At 66.8% G+C, this 26,823-nt stretch carries 29 protein-coding genes; 18 read left to right on the top strand and 11 right to left on the bottom strand.

Going from position 1 to position 26,823, the window contains the following annotated elements; translation table 11 throughout:
• Positions 1 to 88: 88 nt before the first annotated feature.
• Positions 89 to 730, bottom strand: coding sequence for a thiamine phosphate synthase (locus SPYCW_RS16740; protein WP_120217765.1), 642 nt, complete (start codon positions 728 to 730; stop codon positions 89 to 91).
• A 56-nt stretch (positions 731 to 786) separates the two neighbouring features.
• Between SPYCW_RS16740 and SPYCW_RS16735 the strand changes: the two genes are divergently transcribed.
• Positions 787 to 1,452, top strand: a complete 666-nt coding sequence (locus SPYCW_RS16735; protein ID WP_120218372.1) for a YggS family pyridoxal phosphate-dependent enzyme — start codon at positions 787 to 789, stop codon at positions 1,450 to 1,452.
• Positions 1,453 to 1,527: 75 nt separating this feature from the next.
• Positions 1,528 to 2,448, top strand: coding sequence for a hypothetical protein (locus tag SPYCW_RS16730; RefSeq protein ID WP_120217764.1), 921 nt, complete (start codon positions 1,528 to 1,530; stop codon positions 2,446 to 2,448).
• Positions 2,449 to 2,476: 28 nt separating this feature from the next.
• Here SPYCW_RS16730 and SPYCW_RS16725 read toward each other — a convergent pair whose 3' ends face one another.
• Positions 2,477 to 2,989: a DUF4402 domain-containing protein gene (locus SPYCW_RS16725; RefSeq protein ID WP_232014746.1), complete on the bottom strand. Its 513-nt coding sequence runs from the start codon at positions 2,987 to 2,989 to the stop codon at positions 2,477 to 2,479.
• 95 nt (positions 2,990 to 3,084) lie between these two features.
• Between SPYCW_RS16725 and SPYCW_RS16720 the strand changes: the two genes are divergently transcribed.
• From SPYCW_RS16720 to SPYCW_RS16700, 5 genes are all read left to right on the top strand, one after another.
• Positions 3,085 to 4,155 carry a type III polyketide synthase gene (locus SPYCW_RS16720; RefSeq protein ID WP_443029451.1) on the top strand — a complete coding sequence of 357 codons (1,071 nt, stop codon included), beginning with the start codon at positions 3,085 to 3,087 and terminating at the stop codon, positions 4,153 to 4,155.
• Positions 4,152 to 4,865, top strand: coding sequence for a methyltransferase domain-containing protein (locus tag SPYCW_RS16715; protein ID WP_232014745.1), 714 nt, complete (start codon positions 4,152 to 4,154; stop codon positions 4,863 to 4,865). Before SPYCW_RS16720 ends, SPYCW_RS16715 begins: the two co-directional genes overlap by 4 nt.
• Complete coding sequence (locus tag SPYCW_RS16710) at positions 4,862 to 5,959, top strand: NAD(P)/FAD-dependent oxidoreductase (protein ID WP_232014744.1); 1,098 nt, start codon at positions 4,862 to 4,864, stop codon at positions 5,957 to 5,959. Before SPYCW_RS16715 ends, SPYCW_RS16710 begins: the two co-directional genes overlap by 4 nt.
• 94 nt (positions 5,960 to 6,053) lie before the next feature.
• Positions 6,054 to 6,452, top strand: a complete 399-nt coding sequence (gene msrB / locus SPYCW_RS16705) for a peptide-methionine (R)-S-oxide reductase MsrB (protein WP_120217761.1) — start codon at positions 6,054 to 6,056, stop codon at positions 6,450 to 6,452.
• 55 nt (positions 6,453 to 6,507) lie between these two features.
• On the top strand, positions 6,508 to 8,679 hold the full coding sequence (locus SPYCW_RS16700) for a transglycosylase domain-containing protein (RefSeq protein ID WP_172595535.1): 2,172 nt from the start codon (positions 6,508 to 6,510) through the stop codon (positions 8,677 to 8,679).
• 3 nt (positions 8,680 to 8,682) lie between these two features.
• On the opposite strand, the gene SPYCW_RS16695 is transcribed toward SPYCW_RS16700, so the two are convergent.
• The 3 genes from SPYCW_RS16695 to SPYCW_RS16685 are packed head-to-tail and all read right to left on the bottom strand — an operon-like array spanning position 8,683 to position 10,482.
• The gene (locus tag SPYCW_RS16695; protein WP_232014743.1) at positions 8,683 to 9,414 is read right to left on the bottom strand and encodes a M48 family metallopeptidase; all 732 of its coding nucleotides are present in this window, start codon (positions 9,412 to 9,414) and stop codon (positions 8,683 to 8,685) included.
• A complete protein-coding gene (locus SPYCW_RS16690) occupies positions 9,395 to 9,841 on the bottom strand; it encodes a YcgN family cysteine cluster protein (RefSeq protein WP_120217759.1) in 447 nt (148 codons plus the stop codon). The genes SPYCW_RS16695 and SPYCW_RS16690 overlap by 20 nt, the downstream gene beginning before the upstream one ends.
• A complete protein-coding gene (locus SPYCW_RS16685) occupies positions 9,838 to 10,482 on the bottom strand; it encodes an SCO family protein (protein WP_171005203.1) in 645 nt (214 codons plus the stop codon). The genes SPYCW_RS16690 and SPYCW_RS16685 overlap by 4 nt, the downstream gene beginning before the upstream one ends.
• A gap of 86 nt (positions 10,483 to 10,568) precedes the next feature.
• Between SPYCW_RS16685 and SPYCW_RS16680 the strand changes: the two genes are divergently transcribed.
• From SPYCW_RS16680 to SPYCW_RS16665, 4 genes are read left to right on the top strand one after another with little or no spacing between them, the layout of a single operon-like run.
• On the top strand, positions 10,569 to 11,189 hold the full coding sequence (locus SPYCW_RS16680) for an ankyrin repeat domain-containing protein (protein WP_120217758.1): 621 nt from the start codon (positions 10,569 to 10,571) through the stop codon (positions 11,187 to 11,189).
• A 57-nt stretch (positions 11,190 to 11,246) separates the two neighbouring features.
• Positions 11,247 to 12,521, top strand: coding sequence for a 3,4-dihydroxy-2-butanone-4-phosphate synthase (gene ribB, locus SPYCW_RS16675; protein ID WP_120218367.1), 1,275 nt, complete (start codon positions 11,247 to 11,249; stop codon positions 12,519 to 12,521).
• Between the two features lies 1 nt (position 12,522).
• Positions 12,523 to 12,948 (top strand): 6,7-dimethyl-8-ribityllumazine synthase, encoded by a 426-nt coding sequence (gene ribH / locus SPYCW_RS16670; protein ID WP_120217757.1) that lies wholly within the window; start codon positions 12,523 to 12,525, stop codon positions 12,946 to 12,948.
• Positions 12,941 to 13,594: a DUF2125 domain-containing protein gene (locus SPYCW_RS16665; protein WP_145986002.1), complete on the top strand. Its 654-nt coding sequence runs from the start codon at positions 12,941 to 12,943 to the stop codon at positions 13,592 to 13,594. The genes ribH and SPYCW_RS16665 overlap by 8 nt, the downstream gene beginning before the upstream one ends.
• A 149-nt stretch (positions 13,595 to 13,743) precedes the next feature.
• Here the strand turns inward: SPYCW_RS16665 and SPYCW_RS16660 are convergent, their stop codons facing one another.
• Positions 13,744 to 14,829, bottom strand: a complete 1,086-nt coding sequence (locus tag SPYCW_RS16660; protein ID WP_120217755.1) for an alkene reductase — start codon at positions 14,827 to 14,829, stop codon at positions 13,744 to 13,746.
• 113 nt (positions 14,830 to 14,942) lie between these two features.
• Here SPYCW_RS16660 and SPYCW_RS16655 point away from each other — a divergent pair, with 113 nt between their 5' ends.
• The 6 genes from SPYCW_RS16655 (at position 14,943) to SPYCW_RS16630 (ending at position 19,884) form a co-directional block, all read left to right on the top strand.
• Positions 14,943 to 15,854, top strand: coding sequence for a DMT family transporter (locus tag SPYCW_RS16655; RefSeq protein ID WP_120217754.1), 912 nt, complete (start codon positions 14,943 to 14,945; stop codon positions 15,852 to 15,854).
• Between the two features lie 5 nt (positions 15,855 to 15,859).
• Entirely contained in the window at positions 15,860 to 16,525 is a 666-nt protein-coding gene (locus SPYCW_RS16650; protein ID WP_120217753.1) for a COQ9 family protein, read from the top strand.
• Between the two features lie 52 nt (positions 16,526 to 16,577).
• Positions 16,578 to 16,829: a FeoA family protein gene (locus SPYCW_RS16645; protein ID WP_120217752.1), complete on the top strand. Its 252-nt coding sequence runs from the start codon at positions 16,578 to 16,580 to the stop codon at positions 16,827 to 16,829.
• Positions 16,826 to 18,697, top strand: coding sequence for a ferrous iron transporter B (feoB, locus tag SPYCW_RS16640; protein WP_120217751.1), 1,872 nt, complete (start codon positions 16,826 to 16,828; stop codon positions 18,695 to 18,697). Before SPYCW_RS16645 ends, feoB begins: the two co-directional genes overlap by 4 nt.
• Before the next feature lie 31 nt (positions 18,698 to 18,728).
• Complete coding sequence (gene ssb, locus SPYCW_RS16635; RefSeq protein WP_120217750.1) at positions 18,729 to 19,283, top strand: single-stranded DNA-binding protein; 555 nt, start codon at positions 18,729 to 18,731, stop codon at positions 19,281 to 19,283.
• A gap of 130 nt (positions 19,284 to 19,413) precedes the next feature.
• Positions 19,414 to 19,884, top strand: a complete 471-nt coding sequence (locus SPYCW_RS16630) for an MmcB family DNA repair protein (protein ID WP_120217749.1) — start codon at positions 19,414 to 19,416, stop codon at positions 19,882 to 19,884.
• A gap of 79 nt (positions 19,885 to 19,963) precedes the next feature.
• Here the strand turns inward: SPYCW_RS16630 and SPYCW_RS16625 are convergent, their stop codons facing one another.
• From SPYCW_RS16625 to SPYCW_RS16605, 5 genes are all read right to left on the bottom strand, one after another.
• On the bottom strand, positions 19,964 to 20,578 hold the full coding sequence (locus SPYCW_RS16625) for a riboflavin synthase (protein WP_120217748.1): 615 nt from the start codon (positions 20,576 to 20,578) through the stop codon (positions 19,964 to 19,966).
• Positions 20,579 to 20,587: 9 nt separating this feature from the next.
• Positions 20,588 to 21,532, bottom strand: a complete 945-nt coding sequence (gene ribD / locus SPYCW_RS16620) for a bifunctional diaminohydroxyphosphoribosylaminopyrimidine deaminase/5-amino-6-(5-phosphoribosylamino)uracil reductase RibD (RefSeq protein ID WP_120217747.1) — start codon at positions 21,530 to 21,532, stop codon at positions 20,588 to 20,590.
• Positions 21,533 to 21,566: 34 nt separating this feature from the next.
• A complete protein-coding gene (locus tag SPYCW_RS16615) occupies positions 21,567 to 22,034 on the bottom strand; it encodes a hypothetical protein (protein WP_232014742.1) in 468 nt (155 codons plus the stop codon).
• A 261-nt stretch (positions 22,035 to 22,295) separates the two neighbouring features.
• On the bottom strand, positions 22,296 to 22,757 hold the full coding sequence (locus SPYCW_RS16610; protein ID WP_120217745.1) for an acyl-CoA thioesterase: 462 nt from the start codon (positions 22,755 to 22,757) through the stop codon (positions 22,296 to 22,298).
• A 7-nt stretch (positions 22,758 to 22,764) separates the two neighbouring features.
• On the bottom strand, positions 22,765 to 24,591 hold the full coding sequence (locus SPYCW_RS16605; RefSeq protein ID WP_120217744.1) for an aminopeptidase P family protein: 1,827 nt from the start codon (positions 24,589 to 24,591) through the stop codon (positions 22,765 to 22,767).
• 84 nt (positions 24,592 to 24,675) lie between these two features.
• On the opposite strand from SPYCW_RS16605, the gene SPYCW_RS16600 reads away from it, so the two are divergent.
• Positions 24,676 to 26,823: a S9 family peptidase gene (locus SPYCW_RS16600; protein WP_120217743.1), complete on the top strand. Its 2,148-nt coding sequence runs from the start codon at positions 24,676 to 24,678 to the stop codon at positions 26,821 to 26,823.

Here is a 26,823-nt window from a genome sequence, read left to right as displayed (position 1 = left end):
TGCATCGCTATTCAGGCCATAGCGGCCTGCAAATAGCAACCTTCCGCGCTTCCGGTGCTCACGCACATTAAGTGCGCTGCGCTCCGGGTCACGGAACGTCACTATTTTCGACTCGCTCTGACCCAAATAGCGACGCAGCCTTTACTCCGCGCCGCGCCGCCTTTTTCTCCCACGCATCGATCGCTGCCCAGCCGGGTTTCAGGCCGCTCATCCGACGGGTCAGCGCTCGGGCACGGGTGAGCGTCATTCCGCCCAGCGCGGTCGGCTGGCCGCCCGCGAGCCGCGCCAGCCGCGACCACTCCGCTGTGCCAAGCGCCTTGGCGCCAAGGTGCGAGCGTGTCGGGTGCAGCGGTGAGATGAAGACCGCGTCGGCCTTTGCGCGGCGCGCGGCGCGCGCCTCGCGCGCGTCATGCACCGGCATTGTCACGAGCAGACCGAGCCGGCGCGCCTGCACCGCGCGGCGCGCATCATGCTGGCGGAGGTGAACCCCGTCGGCGCCCCAGCGCCGCGCCATGGCGGGCGACCCGGCAAGCAAAATCAATAGCCCCCGCGCCCGCGCCATTCGCATCAACCGCCGGAACAGGCGCCAGCGCGCGCCAGCGCTCAACCTGTCGTGGCGCAGCACGATCCCGCTGCCCGGCGGCAGCAACGCGGCCAGTCGAACGACGCCGACGGCCAGCCGCTCGTCGCTGAACAGCCATTGCGGCGGCAGGGGGTGGCGTCGGACCATCGCCCTTCCTATAGGCGCGTCGTGGGCGCACGCAACGCGCCGGGATCGGAAGAATGATGAGCGACGCGGCGGACAGACTGAGCGACGTACGGACCCGAATCGCCGACGCGGCGTCGCGCGCGCAGCGCAAGGCGGCCGACATCTGCCTGATCGCGGTGTCGAAAACGCACGACGCCGCTGCAATCCGCCCGCTGATCGCGGCGGGCCAGCGCCATTTCGGCGAGAACCGCGTGCAGGAAGCCGCGGCGAAATGGCCCGAATTGCGCGCCGAAACCCCCGGCATCATGCTCCACCTGATCGGCCAGCTGCAATCGAACAAGGCCGACGAAGCGGTCGCGCTGTTCGATGCCATCCATTCGGTCGACCGCTCGTCGCTGGTACAGGCACTCGCGAAAGCCTGCGACAAGGCGGGCAGGCAGCCGCAGCTGTTCGTACAGGTCAACATCGGCGACGAGGAGCAAAAGGGTGGCTGCAAGGTCGCCGACCTGCCCGCTTTACTCGCCGAAGCCGAGACGGCGGGGCTGACGATCGACGGCCTGATGGCCATCCCCCCTGCAGACATCGAGCCCGCGCCCTTCTTTGCCCTGCTAGACGAGCTAGCCGAACGCCACGGCCTGCCGGGGCGCTCGATGGGAATGAGCAGCGATTATGAAACCGCGGTGATGCTGGGCGCGACGCACGTCCGCGTCGGGACCGCGCTGTTTGGGGCGCGGGGGAACTAGGTCATTTTGGCCGGTCACTCGCCGTAAAAGCCGGACTATGCCTCGAGCCGATGATTTGCGTTTGGAGATGCGGTTATGACGCTGATGGCGGGTCTGTTGCTTTTGGTGGCGTCCGATCCGGGACAAGTGAGCGCAAGCCCGATCGCGCCGGTGCCGCAAGCGGAGGGGTGCCGCGAACCCGACGGATGGGACGAAGCGGAACGGCGAAACCCGCGCTATATCGTCTTTGGCGAGCTGCACGGCACCCAGCAAGCACCGGCCTTCGTCGGTAGTCTGGCCTGCGCACTGGCCACCAAGGGCGAGCGAATTCTGTTGGCCGTTGAGAAGGATGCGACCGACGACGCCGCGTTGCAAGCCGCGTGGAAATTGCCGAGCGATCAGTTCGGCAAGGCGCTGGCAAAGATCGGCTGGGTGGGGCGTCAGGATGGCGTCGCCAGTCAGGCGATGTTCGCGATGCTGGTGGATCTGCACGAATTGAAAGAAAAAGGCCTGCCCATTGGCGTCGTCGCGTTCAATGGCGATCGCGATGAAGCGCAAGCAAAGCGCTATGCCAATTTGGCGGGGCAAGGACCCCACGAAGCGGCGCAGGCCGAGAATATCGCGCACGCAGCCGAACAGGGAAATTACGATCGCGTCCTAGTGCTCGTGGGAAATTTTCATGCTGGAAAACAGCGCGTTAATTGGGATGGCGTCCAGTTCGATCCGATGGCCGCGCGTCTGAACGGATTCGGCAATACCCTGACCTTGAATATGCAGTACGCCGCTGGCACCAGCTGGGCCTGCATCCGAAAAGCGACGGCAGCTGCGCGTGACGAGACGTCTCTCACCGAAGATGCGCCGACGTGCGGGCTGCATCCGATGCGGGGAAATGCGGACTTGAACCGCAGCCCCTTTATCTCCGTTACCTCACCGACCGACGGCGATCCGCTACCGAATTATGATGGATTCTTTTGGGTAGGAACAATCACTGGCTCTCCGCCACTCGCGGCAGAATGAACGACCGCGTTCTGACGTTGCATCCGCCCTATTGATACTCCACCGTCACCGGAATCCGCCCGCGATAGTCGCCGTCGTCGGCGCCCGCAATCTGTAGTCGCCCGCCGAAGCGGAATTGCAGGCTGCCGTCGGGGCCGAGCCGTGGGGCCGCTGACAGGTCGGTGGCGAGGTCGGTGACGCGCGCGGTGCGGCCATGGCCGCCTTCCAGATCGACGCTCGCCGGCAGGATGACGCGTACTTCGGCGCCGGGCGCGCCGCGTACCGTGACGATACCGGTCAGTGCGAACCCACCGAGATCGACGACGTCGCCGCTCAGACGGCGGGCGCCCGAGACCGGATCGACCGTCACCGCGCCGCCCATCGCGCCGACCGCGACGCGGCCCATGTCGAGGCGGGTTTCGACCTCGACGCGCAGCGGCACCTCGGCCTCGCGCGCCGCGGCGCTGGTCGGCTTGTCGGGCGCGCAGAGCAGGCATTGTGCGGCCGCCGCGGGTACGCTGAGGCTGGTCAGCGCAAAGGCAAGGAAAAGGCGCAGTTTCACAGCGGACCGCTTAGCATCATCATGGTTAATCCCGCGTAAAATGGCCGCACCGCTAATCGCTGGCTAGTTTCCGGCTTTTCGGCCACATGTGCGCGATGACCACATTCCCGCCGTCCCCCCGGCTGAACGCGCTCGCCACCGCGGTGCCGGGCCACGACATCCACCAGGCCTTTATCGACTGGGCGACCCCGCGGCTGGCCGACGAGCGCGTGCGCGCGGTCTTTTCGCGGATGACCGCGCGGTCGGGGATCGAGCATCGCTGGTCGGTGCTGCCCCCCACATCCGACGGCGGATCGCCGGTCGCGTCGGGCGGGTTCTACGACGTCGCCGGGCTGCCGCCGACGTCGGCGCGGATGCACGCCTATGCCGACCATGCCCCCGAGCTGGCGATGCAGGCGATTGCCGCGCTGGGCGACGCGTTCGATGCGGCGCGGATCACCCATATCGTCGTCGCGAGTTGCACCGGCTTTGTCGCGCCAGGGATCGACCAGATCCTTTCGCGGCGGCTCGGCCTCGCGCCGACGGTCGAGCGGGTGCTGATCGGCTTCATGGGCTGCTACGCCGGGGTTACCGCGCTGCGCACCGCGCGGCATATCGTGCGGTCGGAGCCGCAATCGGTCGTGCTGGTGGTCAGCGTCGAATTGTCGACCCTGCACCTGCAGCTCGAAGACACGCCCGAGCCGCTGCTCGCGATGCTCCAGTTCAGCGACGGCGCCGCGGCGGCAATCGTGTCCGCCGATCCCGTCGGTTTGGCATTGGGCGAGGGCGCCAGCCTGGCATTGGAGGACAGCGCCGATCTGATCCGCTGGGACATCGGCGACACCGGCTTTGCCATGCAATTGTCGGGCGAAGTGCCGGGGCGGCTGCGCGATGCGCTGTCGGCGCCCGATGTTCGCAGCCGGCTGTTCGGCGCCGGGAGCCCGCCGCCGCTGCTCGCCGTCCATGCGGGCGGGCGTTCGGTGCTCGACGCGGTCGAGGCGGCGCTTGGCGTCCCGGCGGCGGCGCTCGCCGACAGCCGCGCAGTGCTCGCGCGCTTTGGCAATATGTCGTCGGCGACGATATTGTTCGTGCTCGCCGACATGATGGCACGCGGGGCGACGGGCGAGGGGCTGGCGATCGCTTTTGGCCCGGGCCTTGCCGCCGAAGCGATCCGCTTCACGGCATGAACCCCTTCACCAGCCTTCACGCGCCGATCGACGCGGAGGAGGAGATGGACGCGGCCGAGCTCGCCCCCGCGCGCTACGCCCGGGTGCTCGCCGACCTGTCGCGGATCAACGCGCTGACGCTGGCGGCGCGCCCGACGTTGGGCTTTCTGGATCGCGTTGCAGCGCGTGGGGTCGGGACAAGACCATGGCGGATTCTCGATGTCGGTTTCGGCAGCGGCGACATGCTGGCGCGGATCGCCCGCTGGGGGAGCAAGCGCGGGGTCGCGCTCGATCTGGTCGGGGTCGATCTCAACCCCAATAGCGCCCCGGTCGCCAAAACACGGGTCGGCGGGCGCGCCCAGCTGATCACCGGCGATTACCGCGATCTGGCCGGGCAGGGGTGGGACATCATCCTCTCCAGCCTCGTCACCCACCATATGCGTGCCGCCGAGCGCACCGAATTCCTGCGTTTCATGGACACCGAGAGTGCGCGCGGCTGGCTGGTCAACGACCTCCACCGCCAACGCCTGCCCTTTGCCGGTTATCCGCTGCTCGCGGCGCTCGCGTGGGTCGATCCGATCGTGCGCCGCGATGGCCAGCTGTCTGTCGGTCGCAGCTTTCGCCGCGCCGAATGGCGGGCGATGCTGGCGGACGCCCTACCGGACAGTGCCGCCGAAGCGCGTATCTTTCGCAGCTTTCCCTATCGCCTTTGCGTCGAGCGGATCAGGTGACCGACGCGATCGTCATCGGCGCTGGACCCGCGGGTGCCGCCGCGGCAATCGGACTGGCGCGCGCTGGCGCCGCCGTGCAGTTACTCGAGAGGACACGCGAAACCGACGACGCGCTGTGCGGGGGTTTCCTGAGTTGGCATTCGCTGGCACGGCTCGATGCGCTGGGGATCGATCGCGCCGCGCTCGGCGGGCAGCCGGTCACGCGGGTGCGGCTGTTTGCCGGGTCGCGGCGCAGCGAGACGGACCTTCCACAAGCCGCATTGGGGGTGTCGCGCCGCCGCCTCGACACTGTCCTGCAGGCGGCGGCGGTCGCGGCGGGGGCCGATATGCGGCGCGGCGTCCATGCGACAATGATCGACGGCCAGACCGTGCAGACGCGCGACGGCGCGACCCTTTCGGCGCCGTCGCTGTTCCTGGCGTCGGGCAAGCATGGCTTTCGCGGCCAGGCGCGCGAACCCGCGGCATGGCAGCAACATGACCCCGTCATGGGCTTGCGGCTGCGGGTGCCGCCGCACCCTACGCTCGATCGCCTGATCGGCGACGCGGTCGAGCTGCACCTGTTCGACCGCGGCTATGCCGGGCTGGTGCGGCAGGAGGATGGCAGCGCCAATCTATGCCTCGCCACGCACAAATCGCGGCTCGACGCGGCGGGCGGCGATCCCGCGGCGCTACTTCGGGCTCTCGGCGCCGCACATCCGCACCTTGGCGAGCGGTGCGCCTTCGCCGACTGGTCGCGATCCATCGATGCGATCGGCCACGTCCCCTATGGCTGGCGCACCGCCGATACCGCGCCCGGACTGTTCCGCCTCGGCGATCAGGCGGGGGTGATCCCCAGCCTCGCGGGCGAGGGCATGGGGCTGGCGCTTGCCAGTGGCGACGCGGCGGTGACAGCGTGGCGGCGCGGCGGCAGCGATGCCGCCCCCGCGTTCCAACAAGCGCTGGCGGCGCGCCTGCGGCGGCCCTTCGCCATCGCGAGCACCGTCTGGCGGCTCGGCGAAAACCCCCGGACCGCGGGCAGTTTGACATCGCTCGCGAACGCCTTTCCTTCACTGGTGCGCGCGGCCTCGCGCGCGACGCGCATCGGCGACGGCTGAGCAGCTCCCCCTTGCGGGATCGCGGGTTCGACACGATATTGCGGGCGAACCGCGATGCCGCCCAAGACTGGCTCGCACCAAGGAGAAATCCGCCATGACCGATCAAAGACCCCTCGACCCGATGGCGCACCATGTGCTGCGCGAGGGCGGCACTGAACGCGCCTTCACCGGCAAATATACCGACCACAAGGGCGACGGCCTGTATCGCTGCGCCGGATGCGGCGAACCTTTGTTCGACAGCCGCACCAAATATGACAGCGGCTCGGGCTGGCCGAGCTATACTGCACCCGCCGAAAACGACGCGGTGACCGAACTGACCGACACCAGCCACGGCATGGTCCGCACCGAAGTGCGCTGCGCCAAATGCGACGGCCATCTCGGCCATGTCTTTCCCGATGGCCCCGGCCCGACGGGGCTGCGCTATTGCATCAACAGCGCGGCGCTTGACTTCGCCGAGCGCGGGCCGGATGAGGCTGAGACCGGCGAAGGCTGAAACGCTGCCACCGGACTGAGAGATCAGGGGCGAAGCGAGGGAAGGAATACGGGCTTTGCGCCGCGAAAGAGAGCAGGCTTCGTCGAAACAATCGCCATCGTCCACTAGCCGGAGCGGCACGTCCGACGCCGCGCCGTCGCGCTTTCGCGTCTGGGTGCGCCGCATTTTCCGCTGGGGGCTTGCGCTCGCGGTCGTTGCGCTCGTCGCGCTGGCGGTCGCCGTCGGTATCGCCGTGCAGCGCATGCCGAGTTTCGAGGAGCTCAAGAAATCGCCTGCCGGACAGACGATCCGCGTCCGCGCCGCCGATGGCACCGTGTTCCTGTCGCTCGGCCCCAATTACGGGCGCTGGCTGACGCTGCGCGAAACGCCGCAAGTGATGCAGGATGCGATGGTCGCGGTCGAGGACCGGCGCTTTCGCTATCACCCCGGGCTCGACCCGGTCGGCATGGCGCGCGCCGCGGTGGTTGCGGTCCAGAATCGCGGCAGCGGACGACGCCTGCAGGGCGCCTCGACGATCACCCAGCAGCTGGCGCGCAACATCTTTCTGTCGAACAGCTATGATTTCAAGCGCAAGGCCCGCGAAATGATCCTCGCGCTCGCGCTCGAATGGAAATTTTCGAAGGACGAGATCCTCGAACTCTATCTCAACAAGGTCTATTTCGGCGGCGGCAGCTACGGCATCGATGCCGCGTCGCGCCGTTTCTTTGGCCATAGCGCGACCGAAATGTCGCTGTCCGAGGCCGCCGTCGTCGCCGGGCTGGTGAAGGCGCCGTCGCGCTATTCACCGACCGCCGACGCCTCCGCTGCGCTCGGCCGCGCGGGGGTCGTGCTGGGCGTGATGGTCGACGCCGGGGTGATCACCCAGAGCCAGGCCGACAGTGCCAAACCCGCCGACGTCCAGCTGGCACAGGAAACCGGGCAGAACAGCGCGCGATATTTCAGCGACTGGGCGCTGCCTCAGCTCGACATGCTGATCGACGAAGGCAGCGAGGCGCTCGACGTTTACACCACGATCGACCTCAATATGCAGCGCGCGGCGACCGCGGCGATCCAGGCCAATACGCCGCGCGGGGTGCAGGGGGCGCTGGTTTCGCTCGACCGCGACGGTGCGGTGCGCGCGATGGTGGGCGGCACCGATTATGTGACGTCGAACTATAATCGCGCGACGCAGGCGCTGCGCCAGCCGGGATCGGCGTGGAAGCTGTTCGTCTATATGGCGGCGCTGGAGGCCGGGTATAAGGTCGACGACCCGGTGGTCGACGAACCGGTGACGATCAACGGCTGGTCGCCGCGCAACTCGTCGGGACGCTTCGCCGGCCCGATGGATCTGCGCAGCGCCTTTGCCTATTCGGTGAACACCGTCGCGGCGAAGCTCGGCGACGAAATCGGTTTTTCCGCGGTCGCCAACATGGCGCGCCGGTTCGGCATCACCACCCCGGTCAACACCCATCCGTCGATGGTTCTGGGCAGCGCCGAAGTGCGGGTGATCGACATGGCCGCCGCCTTTGCCGCGGTATCGCGCGGCGGCATTTCGGTCGAACCCTATGCGATCACCAAGGTCACGACCGCCGACGGACGCCTGCTCTATCAGCGTCCCGCGGAACGCGGGCAGGTGCTGGTCGATAACTGGGTCGCGGCGGGGATCACCGACCTGCTGCAGACCGCGGTCAACACCGGCACCGGCCGCGCCGCGCAGATCGGCCGCCCCGTCGCGGGCAAGACCGGCACGACGTCGAGCAACAAGGACGGCTGGTTCCTGGGCTTTTCGAGCGGGTTGACCACCGGCGTTTGGATGGGCCGCGACGATGCGAAGGCGGTCGGCGGATTGCAAGGCGGGCGCGCGCCCGCGCAGGCCTTTGCCGATTATATGCGCGTCGCGGTGGCGCGGCGCCCGGTCGAGGCGTTCGACACCGAAGTCGTGCTGCCCGAATGGCAGCTCGAGGACGAGGACGAGGCCTATATGGGCGAACCCGGCGAAGGCGCGCTGGTCGACGAAAATGGCATGCCGATCGAGCTGCCCTATGACATGCGACCGCCCGAAAGCGCCGCACCCGCGCCCGCGCCCGAAGACGGCCCGGTGCTCGATCAGCAGTGGATCGAGGAGCAGACCGGGCGGCGCGGCCCCGGCGAGCCCGGCGCGGCGCCCAAAAATGGCGCGGTGCCCAAGGGGCAACCGCCCGCGACAAAGGCGCCCGCGCAGCGACCGCCACCCGCAGAGTTCAACTAAGGTCTAGGCCACGAAGCGGTAGCGGTGCAGGCTGCGCCCTTCGCGGCGCAGCCAGCCGCGGGCGGCGGCAACATCACCGTCGTGCAGCTCGTCGACCAGCGCATGGAAGGCAGGGCCATGGTCCATATGTTCGAGATGCGCGACCTCGTGCGCGACGGTTGCGCGGCGGACATGGTCGGGCGCCATGACCAGCCGCCAGCTATAGCGCAGATCACCACCCGAGGTGCAGCTCCCCCAGCGGCTCTGCGGATCGCCGACCCCGACACGGCCAACCGCCAGCCCTGCCCCAGCGGCAATCTCGCGGCTTTCGCGGTCGAGCAGGTCGAGCGCCTGCGCTTTCAACCAGCGTTCGACGCGGCGACCGACGGTTTCGGCGGGACCGCCGACGTGGAGGGCATCGGGCGTCATTGCGATTGCACGCGGCGCCGTGGGCAGCCATTCGATCCGGCGATCGATACCCCGGAACGGCACCGAAGCGCCCGGACCGACGATGACCGGCAGCGCCGCCTTGCCGACCTGTTCGGCCAGCCACGCCTGCTGCTCGCTCGCCCATTTCAGCGCCGCGCGGATATTTGTCCGCCGCGGCACGGTCAGCCGCAACTGGCCGCGCGCGGCGTCGAATACCAGGCGGTAGCGCCGCGATTGCGCGTGCTGGACGACACGCGCCGGCCAGGCGTCGTCGCCGACCTGGATGTACGGCGCCTCGGCGCGCGAATTAAACCACGCGTTCGACAAGATGATTTTCCAGCGGTCCCGCGACATTCTCGCTGACCGTCCAGCCGGCAATCGACTGCCCGGCGCGGTGCACCGCGTCGCGGTCGCCGCACACCAGATAATGCCAGGCCGGGAGCGGCTCGCCTTCGGCGCGCAGGCGATAGGCGCAGCTTTGCGGCAACCATTCGATATCAGTCACCTTGGCCTTGGTCAGCGTCAGGCAATCGGGGACATGGCGGCGGCGATGCTTGTAATCGCCGCAACGCGCGGTGGTCAGGTCGAGCAGGCGGCACGCGACATTGGTCGGATAGATGCGCCCCGTATCTTCATCCTCGATCTTGTGCAGGCAGCATTTGCCGCACCCGTCGCACAGCGCTTCCCACTGCCCCGCGTCGAGACTGGCGAGCGGCGCTTCCCAAAAGGGGGGCGGCGCCGCATCCGCGGTCATTTGACCCACTTCGCCAGATCGGCGGCAACCGCTGCGGGCGCGCCTTCATCGGCATCGGTCGACGGATCGTCGAGCGGCAGCAGCGCCAGCGGCTTGCCCGCGGGGTCCATCAGGAAGGCGAGCTGGCTGTGCGCCATCAAATAGCGGTCGGGGGCCGAACCATCGACCTTGTTATAGGTGACGACAAAGGCCTTCGCGACGGCGGCAATCTGTTCGGGGGTGCCGGTGAGGCCAAGCAGGCGCGGATGATAGCGCGCCACGAACGGCTTCAGCGCTTCGGGGGTATCGCGCGCCGGATCGACGGTGATGAACAGCGGCGCGACCTTGGCCCCGCGCGCGGCGTCGGCCTTTTCGAAAGCGGCCAGCCCGCGCATCAGCTTTTGCAGGTCGACCGGGCAGATGTCGGGGCAAAAGCTGTAGCCGAAATAGACGAGGCGGTATTTGCCCGCAAAATCACTGTCGCGGACCGTTTTGCCATTCTGGTCGGTGAGGGTGAAGGGCCCGCCGATCCGCGCCCCTTCGAGCGGCGGGGTCGCGGGCGGCGCATCGACGGGACCGCCGCATCCAGCCAGCATCGCGCCGAAAGCGACGATCAGGCTTGCACGGACAAGCTTTTGTCCCATATTCGCAATATTCATCATGCGGCCAGCCTTGGTCGGCTAAGCCGCGAAAATCAACTATTGTCGTCGCGATGTCGCGCCGATGCTTGCCAAGGGTCACCCCGATCATGTTCCGACGCGCGGAGTTCCGCATCGCCGCCCTGTCTCTCGCGCTCGTCGCCACGACCGGCTTGCTCCATGGCCCGGCGCAAGCGCAGTTCCGCGGCGGCTACGCCTTTTTGCAGGCGGTCGAAAACCGCGACGGGACCAAGGCGACCGAAGCGCTGAAAGACGATGCAACGCTGATCAACACGCGCAATGCCGACACCGGCGAGACCGCGCTGGCGATCGTCGCCAAGCGCCGGGACGCGACCTGGCTGCGTTTTCTGCTCGCCAAGGATGCCGATCCGGCGATCGCCGATCGCCAGGGCATGACCCCGCTGATGCACGCCGCGCTGCTCAACTTCACCGACGGCGCGCAGGATCTGCTGAACGCCAAGGCGCCCGTCGATCAGACCAATCGGCGCGGCGAAACAGCACTGATTCTGGCGGTGCAGACCAAGAATGTCGCCATGGTTCGCCTGCTCGTGCGCAACCGCGCCAACCCCGACAAGGCCGATCATGTCACCGGCATGTCGGCGCGCGACTACGCCAAGCGCGACGACCGCACCGGGCAATTGACGGCGATTCTCGAAGCCAAGCCCGATGGTCCGGTTCGCGATCTCGGGCCGAGCTTCGGCCCGAACTGACGGGATCAATGTGATTCCCTGATTGACAATCACATTGTAGTGTGAGACATGCCGATCATGTCCACACAGCTTATCGAGCGCATCCGCGCCATCGTCGATGACGGCAGCATGTCGCGGTCGGGCCTTGCCCGCGCGGCGGGGCTGCATGCCAACAGCCTGCGCGACCTCGAATCGCCCGGCTGGAATCCCACCGCCGAAACATTGCGCAAGCTGGAAAACTGGCTGGCGCACGGCAGCGACCTGTCGCCGATGGCGACGCCCGAAGAGATTATCGCCGAAGCGCGCAACGGCCGCATGTTCATCCTGGTCGACGACGAGGACCGCGAGAATGAGGGCGATCTGGTCATTCCGGCGCAGATGGCGACCCCCGACGCGGTCAATTTCATGGCGACGCATGGTCGCGGGCTGATCTGCCTGACGCTGACGAAGGCGCGCGTCGACCAGCTCGGCCTTGAACTGATGAGCCGCGCCAACGGCACCCGCCACGAAACCGCCTTCACCACTTCGATCGAAGCGCGCGAGGGGGTCACCACCGGTATATCCGCCGCCGATCGCGCGCGCACCGTGTCCGTCGCGATCGACGCATCGAAGGGCCGCGACGATATCGTCACCCCCGGCCACGTCTTTCCGCTGATCGCGCGCGATGGCGGCGTGCTGGTGCGCGCCGGTCACACCGAGGCGTCGGTCGACATCGCGCGGCTCGCCGGGCTCAACCCGTCGGGGGTGATCTGCGAGATCATGAACGACGATGGTTCGATGGCACGGCTCGACGACCTCATTCCCTTCGCGCGGCGCCACGGGCTGAAGATCGGGACGATCGCCGACCTCATCGCCTATCGCCACCGTAACGACCGGCTGGTCGAATGCGTCGCCGACGAGCCTTTCGAATCGGATTATGGCGGCGACTGGCGGCTGAAATCCTATCGCAACAAGATCGACGGCAGCGTTAATCTGGTGCTGCAAAAGGGCGCGGTCGATCCCGCCGGGGTGACGCTGGTCCGTATGCACCCGGTGTCGATCTTTGACGACATCATGGGGCGTCCGGGGCCGAAAAAGCGCCGCCTGCAACGCTCGATGGAGGCAATCGGCGAAGCCGGATCGGGCCTGATCGTCATGCTGATGCGCCCACTGCCCGGATCGGCCGAGGCCGAAGCGACCCCGCCGCCGACCGGCGGCATGGACCTTCGCACCTATGGCATCGGCGCGCAGATCCTCGCCGACCTCGGCGTCCACGCGATGGAATTGCTGACCCCGTCGCACAATAATCTCGTCGGGCTGGAGGGCTATGGTCTGTCGGTCGTCGGCGAACGCTCGATCCCCGGAGAAGCATGACATGGCGCACGTCCTGATCGTCGAAGCCCGTTTCTATTCGCACCTCAACGACATGCTGCTGGACGGCGTGCGCAGCGCGCTCGAGGCCGAAGGGCACAGCCATGAGACGGTGACGGTGCCTGGCGCGCTCGAAGTGCCCGCGGCGATCTCGCTTGCCGCCGACAGCGGGCGCTTTGACGCCTATGTCGCGCTCGGCGTCGTGATCCGCGGCGAAACCTATCATTTCGAGGTGGTGTCGAACGAAAGCGCGCGCGGCATCATGGCGCTGACCCTCGACGGGCTCGCGATCGGCAACGGCATATTGACCGTCGAGAATGAGGAACAGGCGCTTGCGCGCGCCGACAAGACGCGCAAGGATAAGGGCGGCGAAGCGGCGAAGGCCGCGATCGCCATGCTGGCCCTGAAGGAACAATTCGGCATTGGTTGATCGCCCGCCCCCCAGTCGTTTTTCCGTCGTCGAGCGCGGCGGACGGCTGGTGGTGATCGACCGGGAAACCGGCCAGACGCCGCTGAGCGCCGCCGAGCGCATGGAAATTCACGATCGCCAGCTGGGCGTCGAACCGATCCGCCCCGAACGGCCCAGCCAGACACCCGACCTGTCAGCCGCAGCGCGGGCCGAATCGGGGCTGAGCGCGCGGCCCGCGCCGAACCAGCCGCCCACGCCTGCCCCCACCAGACAACGCAGCAGCGGCGCGGCCACCGACCCGAGCAAACGGCCGTGGGCAAACGGGCCAAAGGACCCGCCGGCGCCGACACCGAACACCGCACCAACCCCGGCGCGCGTCCCCAGCCGTCCGGCGCCGCAGCGCGGCGGTTGCAAGACGATAGTCACCGGCAAATGGTGGGATGCAAAGGGGCCGCGCACGATCGAGCTTGGCCCAAAGGGTCAGCAGACGCTGAGCGGCGGATTTGTGACGCTGTTTTTCGTGCTGCTGACCGCCGCGATCGTCGCGCTGATCATCCAGCCGATCCTGCTGTTCGTCGGCGCCTTCCTGCTGTTCCGTTTCGGCAGCAACATCCTCGGTCCGCTGGGCGCAGGGATTGTCGACAAGGCGATTGCGGAGAAGGGTTAGCTGATCCTCCCTGTCGCGAAGCGATGGGGAGGAGGACCGCCGCCGCAGGCGGTGGTGGAGGGGCGCCGACCGCGCGCCAATGCCCCTCCGTCAGCCTCTCTGAGGCTGCCACCTCCCCATGGCTGCGCCACGGGGAGGATCGACACAGCTTACGCGTCCACCAACGCCGGATAGTCGGTGTAACCTTCGGGGCCCGGCGAGTACCAGGTCTGCGGATTATCCGCGGCCCATGCGGCGCCGCTCTTGATCCGTTCGACGAGGTCCGGATTGCCGATGAACGGACGACCAAAGGAAATCGCGTCGGCAACCCCCTCGGCGAGCACCGCTTCGGCCTTCGCCACGTCATAGTCGCTGTTGAGGATCAGCGGGCCTTTGAACGCCTTGCGAATCGCGGGCGACTGCTTGGGTACATTGGTATTGCCGAACGTCCCGTCGGGACCGGGTTCGCGCAGTTCGAGGAAAGCGATGCCGAGCGCGTCGAGCGCGGCGGCGGCCGCCGGGAACAGTTTTTCGGGCGCGCTGTCGTCGACGCCCTGCGTTTCGCCGTTGGGCGACAGGCGCACCGACACGCGGCCGGCGCCCCAGACGCCGGTCAGCGCTTCGGTCACTTCGCGCAGCAGGCGGATGCGGTTTTCGACCGGGCCGCCATAATCATCGTCGCGCAGGTTCGAATTGTCGCGCAAAAACTGATCGATCAGATAGCCATTGGCGCCGTGCAGCTGCACCCCATCGAACCCCGCTTTCTTGGCATTTTCGGCGGCGTGGACATAATCGGCGATCACGCGGGGGATCTCGTTCAGTTCCAGCGGACGCGCAACTTCCAGGTCGCGGCGACCGACAGGGGTATGCGCGCGCCCGGCGCCGACGGTGGCCGAAGCCGACACCGGCGGCTTGCCGTCGTTGAACACCGAATGGACGAGGCGGCCCATATGCCACAGCTGCGCGATGATCCGCCCGCCCGCGGCATGGACGGCATCGGTTACCGGCTTCCAGCCTTCGACCTGCGCGTCGGTCCACAGCCCCGGCGCCGACGGCCAGCCGAGGCCTTCCTGCGAAATGCCGGTCGCTTCGGAAATGATCAGTCCGGCCGAGGCGCGCTGGCGATAATATTCGACCGCCAGTTCGTTGGGGACAAAGCCCGGCCCGGCGCGGCCGCGGGTCAGCGGCGCCATGATGATGCGGTTCGGCGCCTCGATGGCGCCCAGCTTGATCGGGTCGAAAAGCGATACGGCCATAAATCCTCCACGTTCCAAATTTCCGGCGACGACCGATCGGGGCGCCGCTATGGCCCGCAAAGCTATGGACGCTGCGGTGCCTGCACAATGGTCAGTATCAAAAGAAAATCTAAATGACAGCCAAGATCGAAAGCCTCGACCCAGACGAACGTCCGATCCCGGTCGCCGGACGCTGGGCGTTTCTGGCGCTGCTCGCGGGCAATATCTCGCTGTCGGTCGGCGCCCTGCTCGTCCGCCTCGCCGACACGGGGCCGACCGCGTCGGCATTCTGGCGCATGGCGATCGCCCTGCCCTTCCTGCTCGCGCTGGCGTGGCGCGAGAGCGGCGGGCGCATGCCGCCCCGAAACGCCATCGTCGTTGCGAGCGCCGCGGGCATTTTTTTCGCGCTCGACCTCGTCGCCTGGCACATCGGCATCCTCCAGACCAAGGTCGCCAATGCGACGCTGTTCGGCAATTGTGCTAGCTTGCTGCTCGTGATCTGGGGCATCTTCCTTGCGCGCAGCTGGCCGCGCGGGTGGCAGGCGCTGGCGATCCTGCTCGCCTTTGCCGGATCGGCGCTGCTCATGGGGCAGAGCTACGAATTGTCGCCCGCCTATCTGGTCGGCGACCTGCTCAGTCTGCTCGCGGGGGTGCTCTACACGGTTTATGTCATCCTGATGCGGCGCGTGCGCGGCACGCTCGAACCCTGGACCGCGCTCGCGATTTCGTCGGTGGTGTGCGTGCCGATCCTGTTCGGCACGGCCTTCGGTCTGGGCGAGGCGATCATGCCGCAGAACTGGACCCCGCTGATCCTGCTCGCGCTGACCAGCCAGATCATCGGGCAGGGGCTGATGACCTGGTCGCTGCCGCGCTTCTCACCGCTGGTGATCGGACTGACCCTGCTCGTCCAGCCCGCAGTGGCCGCGCTCGCGGGCTGGCTGGCATTCGGCGAGCTGCTCGGCCCCATCGACATTTTCGGCGGCATGATGGTCGGAGCGGCGCTGGTGCTGATCCGGTTGCCGAACCGCCGCGCGCCGCCTATCTAAATCCGATGGCTTCGATCCTTCCCGCCGATCCGACCCTCGACGAGATTCGCGCCGCGCTGGCGCCGCTGATCGCATCGTCGGCGGCGTTCGATGGCTTCAGCGCTGCGGCGCTCGCCGACGCCGCGCGCCGCGCCGCGGTCGATCCCGATGTCGCCAGCCTCGCCTTTCCCGGCGGCGGGCGCGACATGGTCGACGCGTGGTTCGCCGACATCGACGATCGCATGGCAGCGAAATGGCCCGCCGACAGGCTGGCGGCGCTCAAGATCCGCGAGCGCATCACGACGTTGGTCGAAACGCGCCTCGACCTGCTCGCCCCCGACCGCGAATCGCTGCGCCGCGCACTCGCGCTGCTGGCGCTCCCCACCAACGTGCCGTTCGCGGCCAAGCTCGGCTGGCGCAGCGCCGACGCGATGTGGCGGCTCGCGGGCGACACCGCGACCGACTATAATCACTACAGCAAGCGCGCGATCCTCGGCGCGGTCTATGCATCGACGATGGCGGTGTTCCTGAACGACGAGAGCGATGGTTACGCCGACACCCGCGCCTTCCTCGCGCGCCGGATCGACCAGGTGATGCGCTTCGAAAGCTGGAAATACCGCCGCGCATCGCGCATCACCGAACGCCCCAGCCTTGCGCGCTTTGTCGGGCGGCTGCGCTATCCGGGGCGATAGCGACACGATAAAGCACTGGCGCTCCCCCGGTGTTATTGATAATCGCTCGCAAATGAACTCGAAGCTCGACTCCGCGCCATTGGGCGTCGCCGTCCGTATATCCCGTATCGATTGGGACGCCATGTCGCATGACGAAGGGCGACGGCTGCGCGAATTCGGGTTGATGGAAGGGATCGAAGTCACCCCGCTCCACCGCGGCAGCCTGTTTTCGCGCGATCCGCTGGCGCTGGCGATCGGGCGGATGCAGGTCATCATCCGCGCGCGCCAGGCGGCGATGATCGAAGTGGCGTCCACCGCATCATGACCGGCGCCATCCCGACGATCGCACTGGTCGGCAATCCCAACGCCGGCAAATCGAGCCTGTTCAACGCGCTGACCGGCGCGCGGCAAAAGATCGCCAATTATCCCGGCGTGACCGTCGAGCGCAAGGCGGGGCACGCCAGCTTTGCCGACGGGCGGCCGCTGGCGCTGGTCGACCTGCCCGGCAGTTACAGCCTGACCCCCGCCAGCCCCGACGAGGCGGTGACGCGCGACGTCGTGCTGGGCCAGCAGGCGGGCGAACGGCGCCCCGATGCGCTGGTCGTCGTCGTCGATGCCGCCAACCTCGACAACCATCTCTGCTTCGCGCTCGAACTGATCGCGCTCGGGCTGCCGACGGTGGTCGCGCTCAACATGCTCGACCTCGCCGAGCGCGACGGGCTGGTGCTGGACCCGCAGCGCTTGTCGCAAGAGCTCGGCGTGCCGGTGGTCCCGACCGTCGCGGTGCGCAAGCGCGGGCTGACCGATCTGCTCGCCGCGGTCGACGGCGCGATCCTGTCGCACCAGACGCAGGCCACGGCGCAATCCGCCCCGCCCCCCTCCGACGCCGCGCTGCACCAGCGGGCGCGGGCGATCGCGCGCGCCGCGACCTTGTCCGAAACCCCGGTGCGCCGCTGGACCCAGCGCGTCGATGCCGTGCTGCTCCACCCCGCCCTCGGCTTCCTCATCCTGCTCGCGCTGATGTTCGTGATGTTCCAGGGCGTCTATGCCTGGTCCGAAGCACCGATCGGCTGGATCGAGGGCGGCATCGGCGCCCTGCAGGGCGCGGTCGATGCCGCGCTGCCCGACGGTTTCCTGCGCGGGCTGATCATCGAAGGCATCCTCGGCGGGGTCGGGTCGGTGATCGTCTTCCTGCCGCAGATCCTGATCCTGTTCCTGTTCATCCTGCTGCTCGAGGCGTCGGGGTACATGACCCGCGCCGCCTTTCTGATGGACGGCATCATGGCGAAGGTCGGGCTGTCGGGCCGCGGCTTCATCCCTTTGCTCTCCAGCTTCGCCTGCGCCGTCCCCGGGATCATGGCGACGCGCGCGATTCCCGACCCCAAGGACCGGCTGACGACGATATTGATTGCGCCGCTGATGACCTGTTCGGCGCGGCTGCCCGTTTACACGCTGATCATCGGCGCCTTCATTCCGAACAGCAATGTCGGCGGATCGCCCGTCGGCCTGCAAGGCCTCGTGCTGTTCGGCCTGTATCTGTCGGGCATCGTTGGCGCGCTGGTCGTCGCGCTGGTGCTGCGCCGCACCGTCGCCAAGGGCAATGCCGCGGGCTTCATGATGGAAATGCCGCGCTACCAATGGCCGCGGCTGCGCGATGTCGGCATTGCGTTGTGGCAACGTGCGTGGATTTTCCTGCGCCGCGCCGGGACGATCATCTTTGTGACCACGATCGCGCTATGGCTGCTGCTGAGCTATCCGAAAGTGCCGGAGGGCAGCGCCGAAAGCCAGGTCGATTACAGCATCGCCGGTCGCATCGCGAGCGGGCTGGAGGTTGTGGTCAAACCGATCGGCTTCAACCACGACATCGCGCTCGCGCTGATCCCGGCAATGGCGGCGCGCGAGGTCGCTGTGTCGGCGCTTGCTACCGCAAACGCGATCGAGGCGGGCGACGACGAGGAAGCGATGGCGCAATCGCTGAGCGAACGGCTGCAGGGCCGCTGGAGCATCGCCACCGCGCTCGCGTTCCTCGCCTGGTTCGTGTTCGCGCCGCAGTGCATCTCGACGATTGCGATCACCCGGCGCGAGACCAACGGATGGAAATGGCCGCTGTTCATGGTTGGCTATTTGTTCGCGCTCGCCTATGCCGCAGCAGGTATCACTTACTGGACAGCCGTTGCCTTTGGACTAGGCTGATCCTTCCAACATTATTGCGGAGCGGAGCGGCATGGCTGGCAGCGTCAACAAGGTAATTCTCATCGGCAACCTCGGCGCCGATCCCGAAATCAAGTCGTTCCAGAATGGCGGCAAGATCGCCAATATCCGCATCGCGACGAGCGAACAGTGGAAGGACCGCATGACCGGCGAGCGCAAGGAGCGCACCGAGTGGCACAATGTCGTGATCAACGGCGACGGGCTGGTCGGCGTGGTCGAACGCTATCTGAAAAAGGGCTCGAAAGTCTATATCGAGGGTAGCCTGCGCACGCGCAAATGGCAGGACCGCGACGGCAACGACAAATATACCACCGAAGTGGTGATCGCGGGCATGGGCGGCACGCTGACCATGCTCGACGGCGCGCCGGGTGGCGGCGGCGGATCGCGCGGCGGTGGCGGCGAGGATAGCTGGGGCAGCGGTGGCGGTTCGGGCGGTGGCTCGGGTGGCGGCTGGAACCAGGGCGGCGGCTCGGGCGGATCGTCCGGCGGCGGCTTTGGCGGCGGTTCGAGCGGAGGCGGCGGACGTCCGCCCTTCGACGACGATCTGGACGACGACGTTCCGTTCTGATCGTCTGCCGACGACTGGATTGAAACCGTAGCCCTGAGCCTGTCGAAGGGCGCTTATCGGATAGGCGCCCTTCGACAGGCTCAGGGCTACGGCTTTTGGATCGCGTCCAGCATCATGCAGATGTCCGGCCATGTCGATTGATGTCATCACCGCCGCCGATGTCGCGCGCGGCGTGTGCCGCCTGTTTGCGCAGCAGGGGCTGGTTGCGATCCCCGAAGTGCCGCTGCCCAACGGGCGTCGCACCGACCTCACCGCGATCGACGCCAAGGGCAACATCACAATCGTCGAGATCAAGGTCAGCCGCGCCGACCTGCACGGCGACGGCAAATGGCCTGACTATTGCGACTGGTGCGACCGCTTCTACTGGGCGCTGGCATCAGGGCTGGACCCTGCAATCCTCGAAACCGAAGGCTATCGCCCGGCAACATCGGGACTGATCATCGCCGACCGCTATGGCGCGGCGGTGGTGCGCGAAGCGGCAAGCTGCAACCTCGCCCCGGCGCGGCGCAAGGCCGAATTGCTGCGTATCGGTCGGCTGGCGATGCGACGCTCGATGATCGCGATGGATCCCGAATTGGCGGCGGGCTGGGTCGAGGGTTGAGCGTCACCCCCGCGAAGGCGGGGACCGTTGGCAACCTGCTCCACGCCGATAGCGGCCCCGCCTCCGCGGGGACGACGTATCAGGAACGCGCCTGCATCCGCGCCAGATAGCGCGCGAGGATGTCGATCTCCAGATTGACCGGACGCCCCGCCGCCGCCTCATCCAGCGTCGTCATCGCCTGCGTGTGCGGGATGATGTTCAGCGTGAAGTGCGCACTGCCATCGGGCTGATCGGTGACGTCGTTGACGGTCAGCGACACGCCATCGACGGTGATCGAACCTTTCGGCGCAATATGCGGCGCGAGTGAGGCGGGCGCCGCAACGGTCACCGTCACGCTGTCGCCGACGGGCACGACCGACACGATCGATCCCACCGCATCGACATGCCCGGTAACGATATGCCCGCCGAGCTCGTCGCCGACCTTCAGCGCGCGCTCAAGGTTCAGGCGGCGGCCCGCGTCCCACATGCCCGGCGCAGTGCGCGCGAGCGTTTCGGCGCTCGCATCGATCGCGAACCAGTTGCCGTCGCCATCGCGGCCCTTGTCGACCACGGTCAGGCACGCGCCCGAACAGGCGATCGATGCGCCGAGGTCGATCGTGCTGGTGTCATAGGCCGTGGCGATGACCAGCCGCGTGTCGCCGCGATCCTCGCGCGAACGAACGGTGCCGATGTCGGTAATGATGCCGGTGAACATGGGGGGCGCTTATCCTTCTCTGACCCGCTCGTAAACGTCGAGTCGGTCGCTGCCAAGCAGGCGGCTGTCGGTCAGCCGCCAGCGACCATGGGCACCGGCAAGATCGGCGAGGCCAATGTCACCGAGCGCGGGCTTGCCGCCGCCGATCAGGATCGGGGCGCGGTAGAGCAAGAGCCGGTCGACGCGGTCGGCGGCCAGAAAAGCGGATGCCGCCCCGGCGCCCCCCTCGACCAGCACCGAATCGACGCCGTCGATCGCTTCGGGCGATCCGACCGCGGTCCAGCCTGGCGGAGCGCTGCCTCGCGTCAGCAGCAGCCTTTTCGGGCTGCGCGCTTCCAGCCCGGACAGCCGCACGTCAAGTTTCGGATCGTCGGCCTCGAGCGTTCCGCGTCCGACGAGAATCGCCTGATGCTGCGTGCGCTCGAGGTGGCCGTGCGCGCGCGCGCGTTCGCCGGTGATCCAGCGGCTCGACCCATCCGCCCGCGCGATACAACCGTCAAGCGACGTCGCGAGCTTCAGCGTCACGAACGGACGCCGTTCGGCCTGCCGCGTCCACCAAGGCGCCATCGCGGCGCGCGCTGCGGCGGGCAGGACGCCTTCGACGACGTCGATCCCCGCGTCGCGCAAGCGCGCGATTCCCTGACCGTTGGTTCGCGAGTCAGGGTCCTGCGCGGCGACCACGACGCGCGCGACCCCGGCGGCGATCAGCGCGTCGGTGCAGCAGGGGCCACGCGGGCTGGCGTGGGCGCAGGGTTCCAGGCTGACATAGGCAGTGGCACCGCGCGCCGCATTGCCGGCGGCAGCGAGTGCCATCGCCTCGGCATGGGGGCGCCCGCCCGCTTGCGTCCAGCCGCGTGCGATGACCTTCTCGTCCTTGACGATCAGACAGCCGACATTGGGATTGGGCGCCGCCGCCGGGCGGCCCCGCCGCGACAGCGCGATGGCGACCGCCATCCAGTCGGCATCGGCAGGTCGTCGCTGCATGCGCTCAGTCGGCTGCCTGCGCTCGCGGCCCGCGCGCGGCGCGTTCGGCGAGCGTCGAACGCGCCGCAGCGACGGGCTTTTTCTGCTTCGCCGCGGCCGCTTCCGCTTCGCCCAGCGTTTCGCGGGTCACCTTGTCGGCCTCGGCCGAATCATATTCGACCCCCATCATATCGGCGAGTCGCTGATATTCGGCGCGCTTTTCGGCATTGGCGCGCGTCGTTTCTTTCGCGCGCGCGACCCAATCGGCGCGGATTTCGGCGGCGCTGCGGTCGGCGGACCAGTTTTCGAAATAGATGATCTGCGCCTTCGGCTCCTCGGTGCGGATCAGATGCTCGGAAAAACCATAGAAAACGACGATCGGCAGCACGATCGCAACGCCCCAGCTGGCCCAGCGGTGCGGACGCGGTTCGCGGACATAGGCCCAGAAATCGGACAGGCCGCCGCCGATGTCGACGTTGTTGAACATTCCCATGGCGGCAATTTAGGCGATCTCGCGGCGATTGGCGAGAGGGCGGCGATTGCACCGAACGATTGCAGCGCCGGCCATAGATTGCAAAAAATGCAATTGCAGATGCTCATTTCGCAGTTGCACAATTTTTTGTGCGCTGCAATATGAGCATGCCTTTTAGGCATCCTCTCCCAAAACTTTCATGGGCCGCCCCTCGGGCGGCCCTTTTTTTCGACCTTTTTGGTTGAGAGATGCCGCTGTTAGGCATTCCCGGTGATTCGCGAATCACGCCTGCAACGGAATCCGCTTTTCGAATCGGCGGACTTCGGCGATGAAACTGCCGGGTAAGGGCGTCGCGGCGCCGCTGTCGAGATCGACATGCGCATAGCTGATCGCGATATCGGTCAACCGCTCGGCGCCGCGAAAAATCGCGCAATGGACGGTGAAACTCGTCCGCTCGAACCGGCTCACCCGCGCCGCAATGGTAATCTGCTCGTCGAGCCGGGCAGGGGCGTGATATTCGATTTCGCACCGTGTCTCGCGAATATCTGTACCATATTGGTGAAAATAGGGGCCGGGCTGACCTTCGCCCAATGCACGAAAATATTCGGTCACGCCGATATCGGCATAGACCAGATAATTGCCGTTGAAGACGATGTTCTGGCCGTCGATCTCGTTGAAGCGCACGCGCACCGTCTCGTGGACCCGAAAATCCTCGCGCGGCACCTCGCCGTTGCTGCTGTCCATCGCCGCCTCAGGCCGCGAGTGCGGCGGGGGTGCGGTCGAGCGGCGCGCAGGCCGCTTCGAGCCAGGCGCGATCGTCCGCGCTCAGTCCCGGCGCCAGCTTCGCGAACACCTCGGCGTGATAGGCATCGAGCCAATCAGCCTCGGCAGGCGACAAAAGCGCGGTTTCGACCAGATTTTGCGCGATCGGCGCAAAGGTGATCGTCTCGAACCCCAGCATATCCTCTTCGGCGCCGTCGATGCGGACGGGCGTGACGACCACCAGATTTTCGATGCGGATGCCAAAGCTGCCCGCCTTGTAATAGCCGGGCTCGTTCGACAGGATCATGCCCGCATGCAAAGGCTCCTCGGTTCCCGCCTGTCCGCCAGCGGGCTTGGCGATCCGCTGCGGCCCTTCGTGCACCGCCAGATAGCTGCCGACGCCGTGCCCGGTACCATGCGCATAATCGACCCCGTCGGCCCACAGATATTGACGCGCCAATATGTCGAGCTGGCTGCCGCGCGTGCCCTTGGGAAAGCGCGCTGTCGCGAGCGCGATATGACCCTTGAGCACCTGCGTGAAGCGGCGGCGCATTTCGGCGGTCGGCGCGCCGACCGCGATCGTGCGCGTGATGTCGGTGGTGCCGTCGTCATATTGCCCGCCCGAATCGACGAGATAGAGCGTGCCGGTCTCGATCGCGCGGTTGGTCGTTTCGTCGACCTTATAGTGCGGCAGCGCGCCGTTGGGACCGGCCGCCGAGATCGTGTCGAACGACAGGTCGCGCAGCGCGCCATTGGCGTCGCGAAATTCGCGCAGCTTCGCCGCGGCGCCGAGCTCGTCGAGCCCTCCCTGCGGCGCCACCTCCTCCATCCATTTGAGGAAGCGCGACACCGCGACGCCGTCGCGGACATGCGCCGCGCGCGTGCCGCTGAGTTCGGCGTCATTCTTGATCGCCTTGGGCAGCACCGCCGGATCGCGATGCCGCGCGATCTTCGCCCCCGCACTCTCGAGCGCGGTAAAGATCGCCGCGACCGCGCGGTCGGGATCGACCGCTACCCGTCTGTCCTTAAGGTCGGCGAGCGCCGCCTCGAACGCGTCGCGATCGTGGATGCGGACGCTGTTGCCAAGGTGCGCGCGCACCGCGTCGGTGACTTTCTCGGGCGCGATGAACAGGTCGGCGGTCGCGTCGGCATGGAGCAGCGCGAAAGCCAGCCCGACCGGGGTGTGACTGACGTCGGTACCGCGGATGTTGAACGTCCACGCGATCGAATCGAGCGCGGTCATCACCGTCGTGTCGAGACCGTTCGCCTTCAGCCAGTCGGCGATGATTTCGCGCTTTTGGGTCGCAGCCTGCCCCGCGAGCGCCGCGTCGTGGACGGTGACCACCGCCGCGCTCGGCACCGGCTGGTCGTCCCACGCCGCGTCGAGCGGGTTCGCGTCGACCGCAACGAGGCTCGCCCCCTTCGCCGCCAGCGCCTTTTCAAGGCCGCGCGCCCAGTCGATGGTGTGGAGCCACGGATCATAGCCGACCTTCTGACCCGCGCTGATATTGGCACCCAGCCATTCCGCGACGCTCGACTGAGGCACGCCGACATAGTCGAACAGCGCGCCGTCGACCTGATCGCGCACCTGCACCGTATAGCGTCCGTCGACGAAGACCGCGGCCTTTTCGGGCAACACCGCCGCCGTTCCCGCCGATCCGCCGAAGCCCGTCAGCCACGCCATGCGCTGCGCATAATCACCGACATATTCGCTCATATGCTCGTCGCTGATTGGCACGACAAAGCCATCCAGACCCTGCGCTTTCAGTTCGGCGCGGACGCGGGCAAGACGATTGGCGTGGATGGTGCTGGACATCAGACGTTCCTTATTCCTACATCGCGGGCGATCCCGCCCGATCCGGGCGACACCGCGGGGGATTTTTCGATGCGCGCTATTTGGATGTTTCTGGCGGCAATTGCCACCCCGCTTCTCGCATCATCGCCCCTGCTTGCCCAACAGAAAGACGCCGCCTTGACCAGCCCCGCCCCTGCCCTGCCCGCCGCCCCCGTCGCGGAAAAGCGCTCGCATGAAATGAAGCTGCACGGCAAGAAGCTCTCCGATCCGTATCACTGGCTGAAGGACGAGAGCTATCCGGTGATCGATGACAAGGATGTGCTCGACTATGTGAAAGCCGAGAACGCCTATTTCGACGCGGCGATGAAGCCGCACGCCGCATTGGTCGAGACGCTGTTCCAGGAAATGAAGGGCCGGATCAAGGAAGCGGATTCGAGCGTGCCGCAAAAGGACGGCGACTGGGTCTATTGGGTCGAATTTGAGGAAGGCGCCGAATATAAGAAATGGTACCGGCGGCCCGCGGCGGGCGGTGATGCCGCGCTGATCCTCGACGAGGTCGCGATGGCGAAGGACAAGGAATATTTCCGCCTGTCCGACGTCGCGATCAGCCCCAATGGCAAGCTGATGGCCTATGCCGTCGATGACAATGGCTCGGAACGCTTCGAGGTACGCTTCACCGACCTGACGACCGGAAAGGCGCTGCCCGACGTCATCCCCGGCACCCTGTCGTCGCTGGTGTGGACCGAGAACAGCGACGCGCTGCTCTATGGCCTCGCCAATGAAAACTGGCGCACCGACAATGTCCATGTCCATTATCTGGGCACCCCGGTCAGCGAAGATGTCCGCATCTACAAGGAAGCCGACATTGGTTTCGGGGTCGGCATCGGCAAGACCGCCGACGACGCCTATATCGTGATCGCGACCGGCGACAATGAAACGAGCGAAGTCTATCTGCTTCCTGCCGACGATCCGGGCGCCCAGCCGATGCTGGTATCGGCGCGCAAGAAGGGCCGCGAATACAGCGTCGATGTCCGCGAAAAGACGCTCTACATCCACACCAACGACGATCATGCCAATTTCCGCGTCGCGACCGCCAGCCTCGACAACCCGGGCGAATGGCAAACGCTGATCCCCGGTTCTGACGATAATTACATCACCGGCCTGTCGATCTTCCGAGACTATTTCGTCCTCGAATCGCGCGAAAAGGGCGTCGATCAGGTCGATGTCCGCCGCTACGACGCGCCGCTGACCCCGGGCCGCATCAAATTTCCCGAGACGACCTATGTCGCGGGATTGGGCGACAATCCCGAATATCATCAGGACAAGCTGCGGCTCGACTATGAATCGATGGTCACCCCCGACACCGTTTATGATTACGACATCGCCAGCGGCAAACTCGAAACGCTCAAGGTGCAGGAGATTCCGTCTGGTTACAATCATGATGAATATGTAACCGAATTGGTGAACATGCCCGCGCGCGACGGCACCCCGGTGCCGGTGTCGCTGGTGTATAAGAAGGGCACGCCGCGGGACGGCAGCGCGCCGCTGCACCTCTATGTCTATGGCTCCTACGGCTACCGCGTGCCGCCGGGCTTTTCGACCACGCGCCTCAGCCTCGTCGATCGCGGCATGATCTATGCGATCGCGCATGTCCGTGGCGGCGACGACCTCGGCCGCGCCTGGTATCTCGCGGGCAAGACCACCGCGCGCAAGAACACGTTCAACGACTTCATCGACGTCGCCAAAGGGCTGATCGCCGCCAAATATACAAGCGCGGGCAAGATTTCGATCGAAGGCCGCTCGGCGGGCGGGCAGGTGATGGGGGTCGTCTATAACGAGGCGCCGGAACTGTGGGGCGCGGTGCTCGCGGGCGTGCCCTTCGTCGATGTGATCAACACGATGGTCGACGAGACGCTGCCACTGACCCCCGGCGAATGGCCCGAATGGGGCAATCCGATCACCGACAAGGCCGCGTTCGACTATATGCTGAGCTACAGCCCCTATGACAATGTGACCGCCAAGGCCTATCCGCCCATGCTCGTATCGGCAGGGCTCAACGATCCGCGCGTCACCTATTGGGAGCCCGCCAAATGGGTCGCCAAACTCCGCGCGACGCGCACCAACGACGCGACCCTGCTGCTACGCACCAACATGGGCGCGGGCCATGCAGGCAAGTCGGGCCGCTGGGGCGCGCTGCGCGAGGACGCCGAGGAGTTCGCCTTCGTGCTGACGCAGCTGGGGGTCGAGAAATAA

The sequence above is a fragment of the Sphingopyxis sp. EG6 genome (genome assembly GCF_003609815.1).
Taxonomy (GTDB): Bacteria; Pseudomonadota; Alphaproteobacteria; order Sphingomonadales; family Sphingomonadaceae; genus Sphingopyxis.
This window is presented reverse-complemented; position numbering and strand designations above follow the sequence as displayed.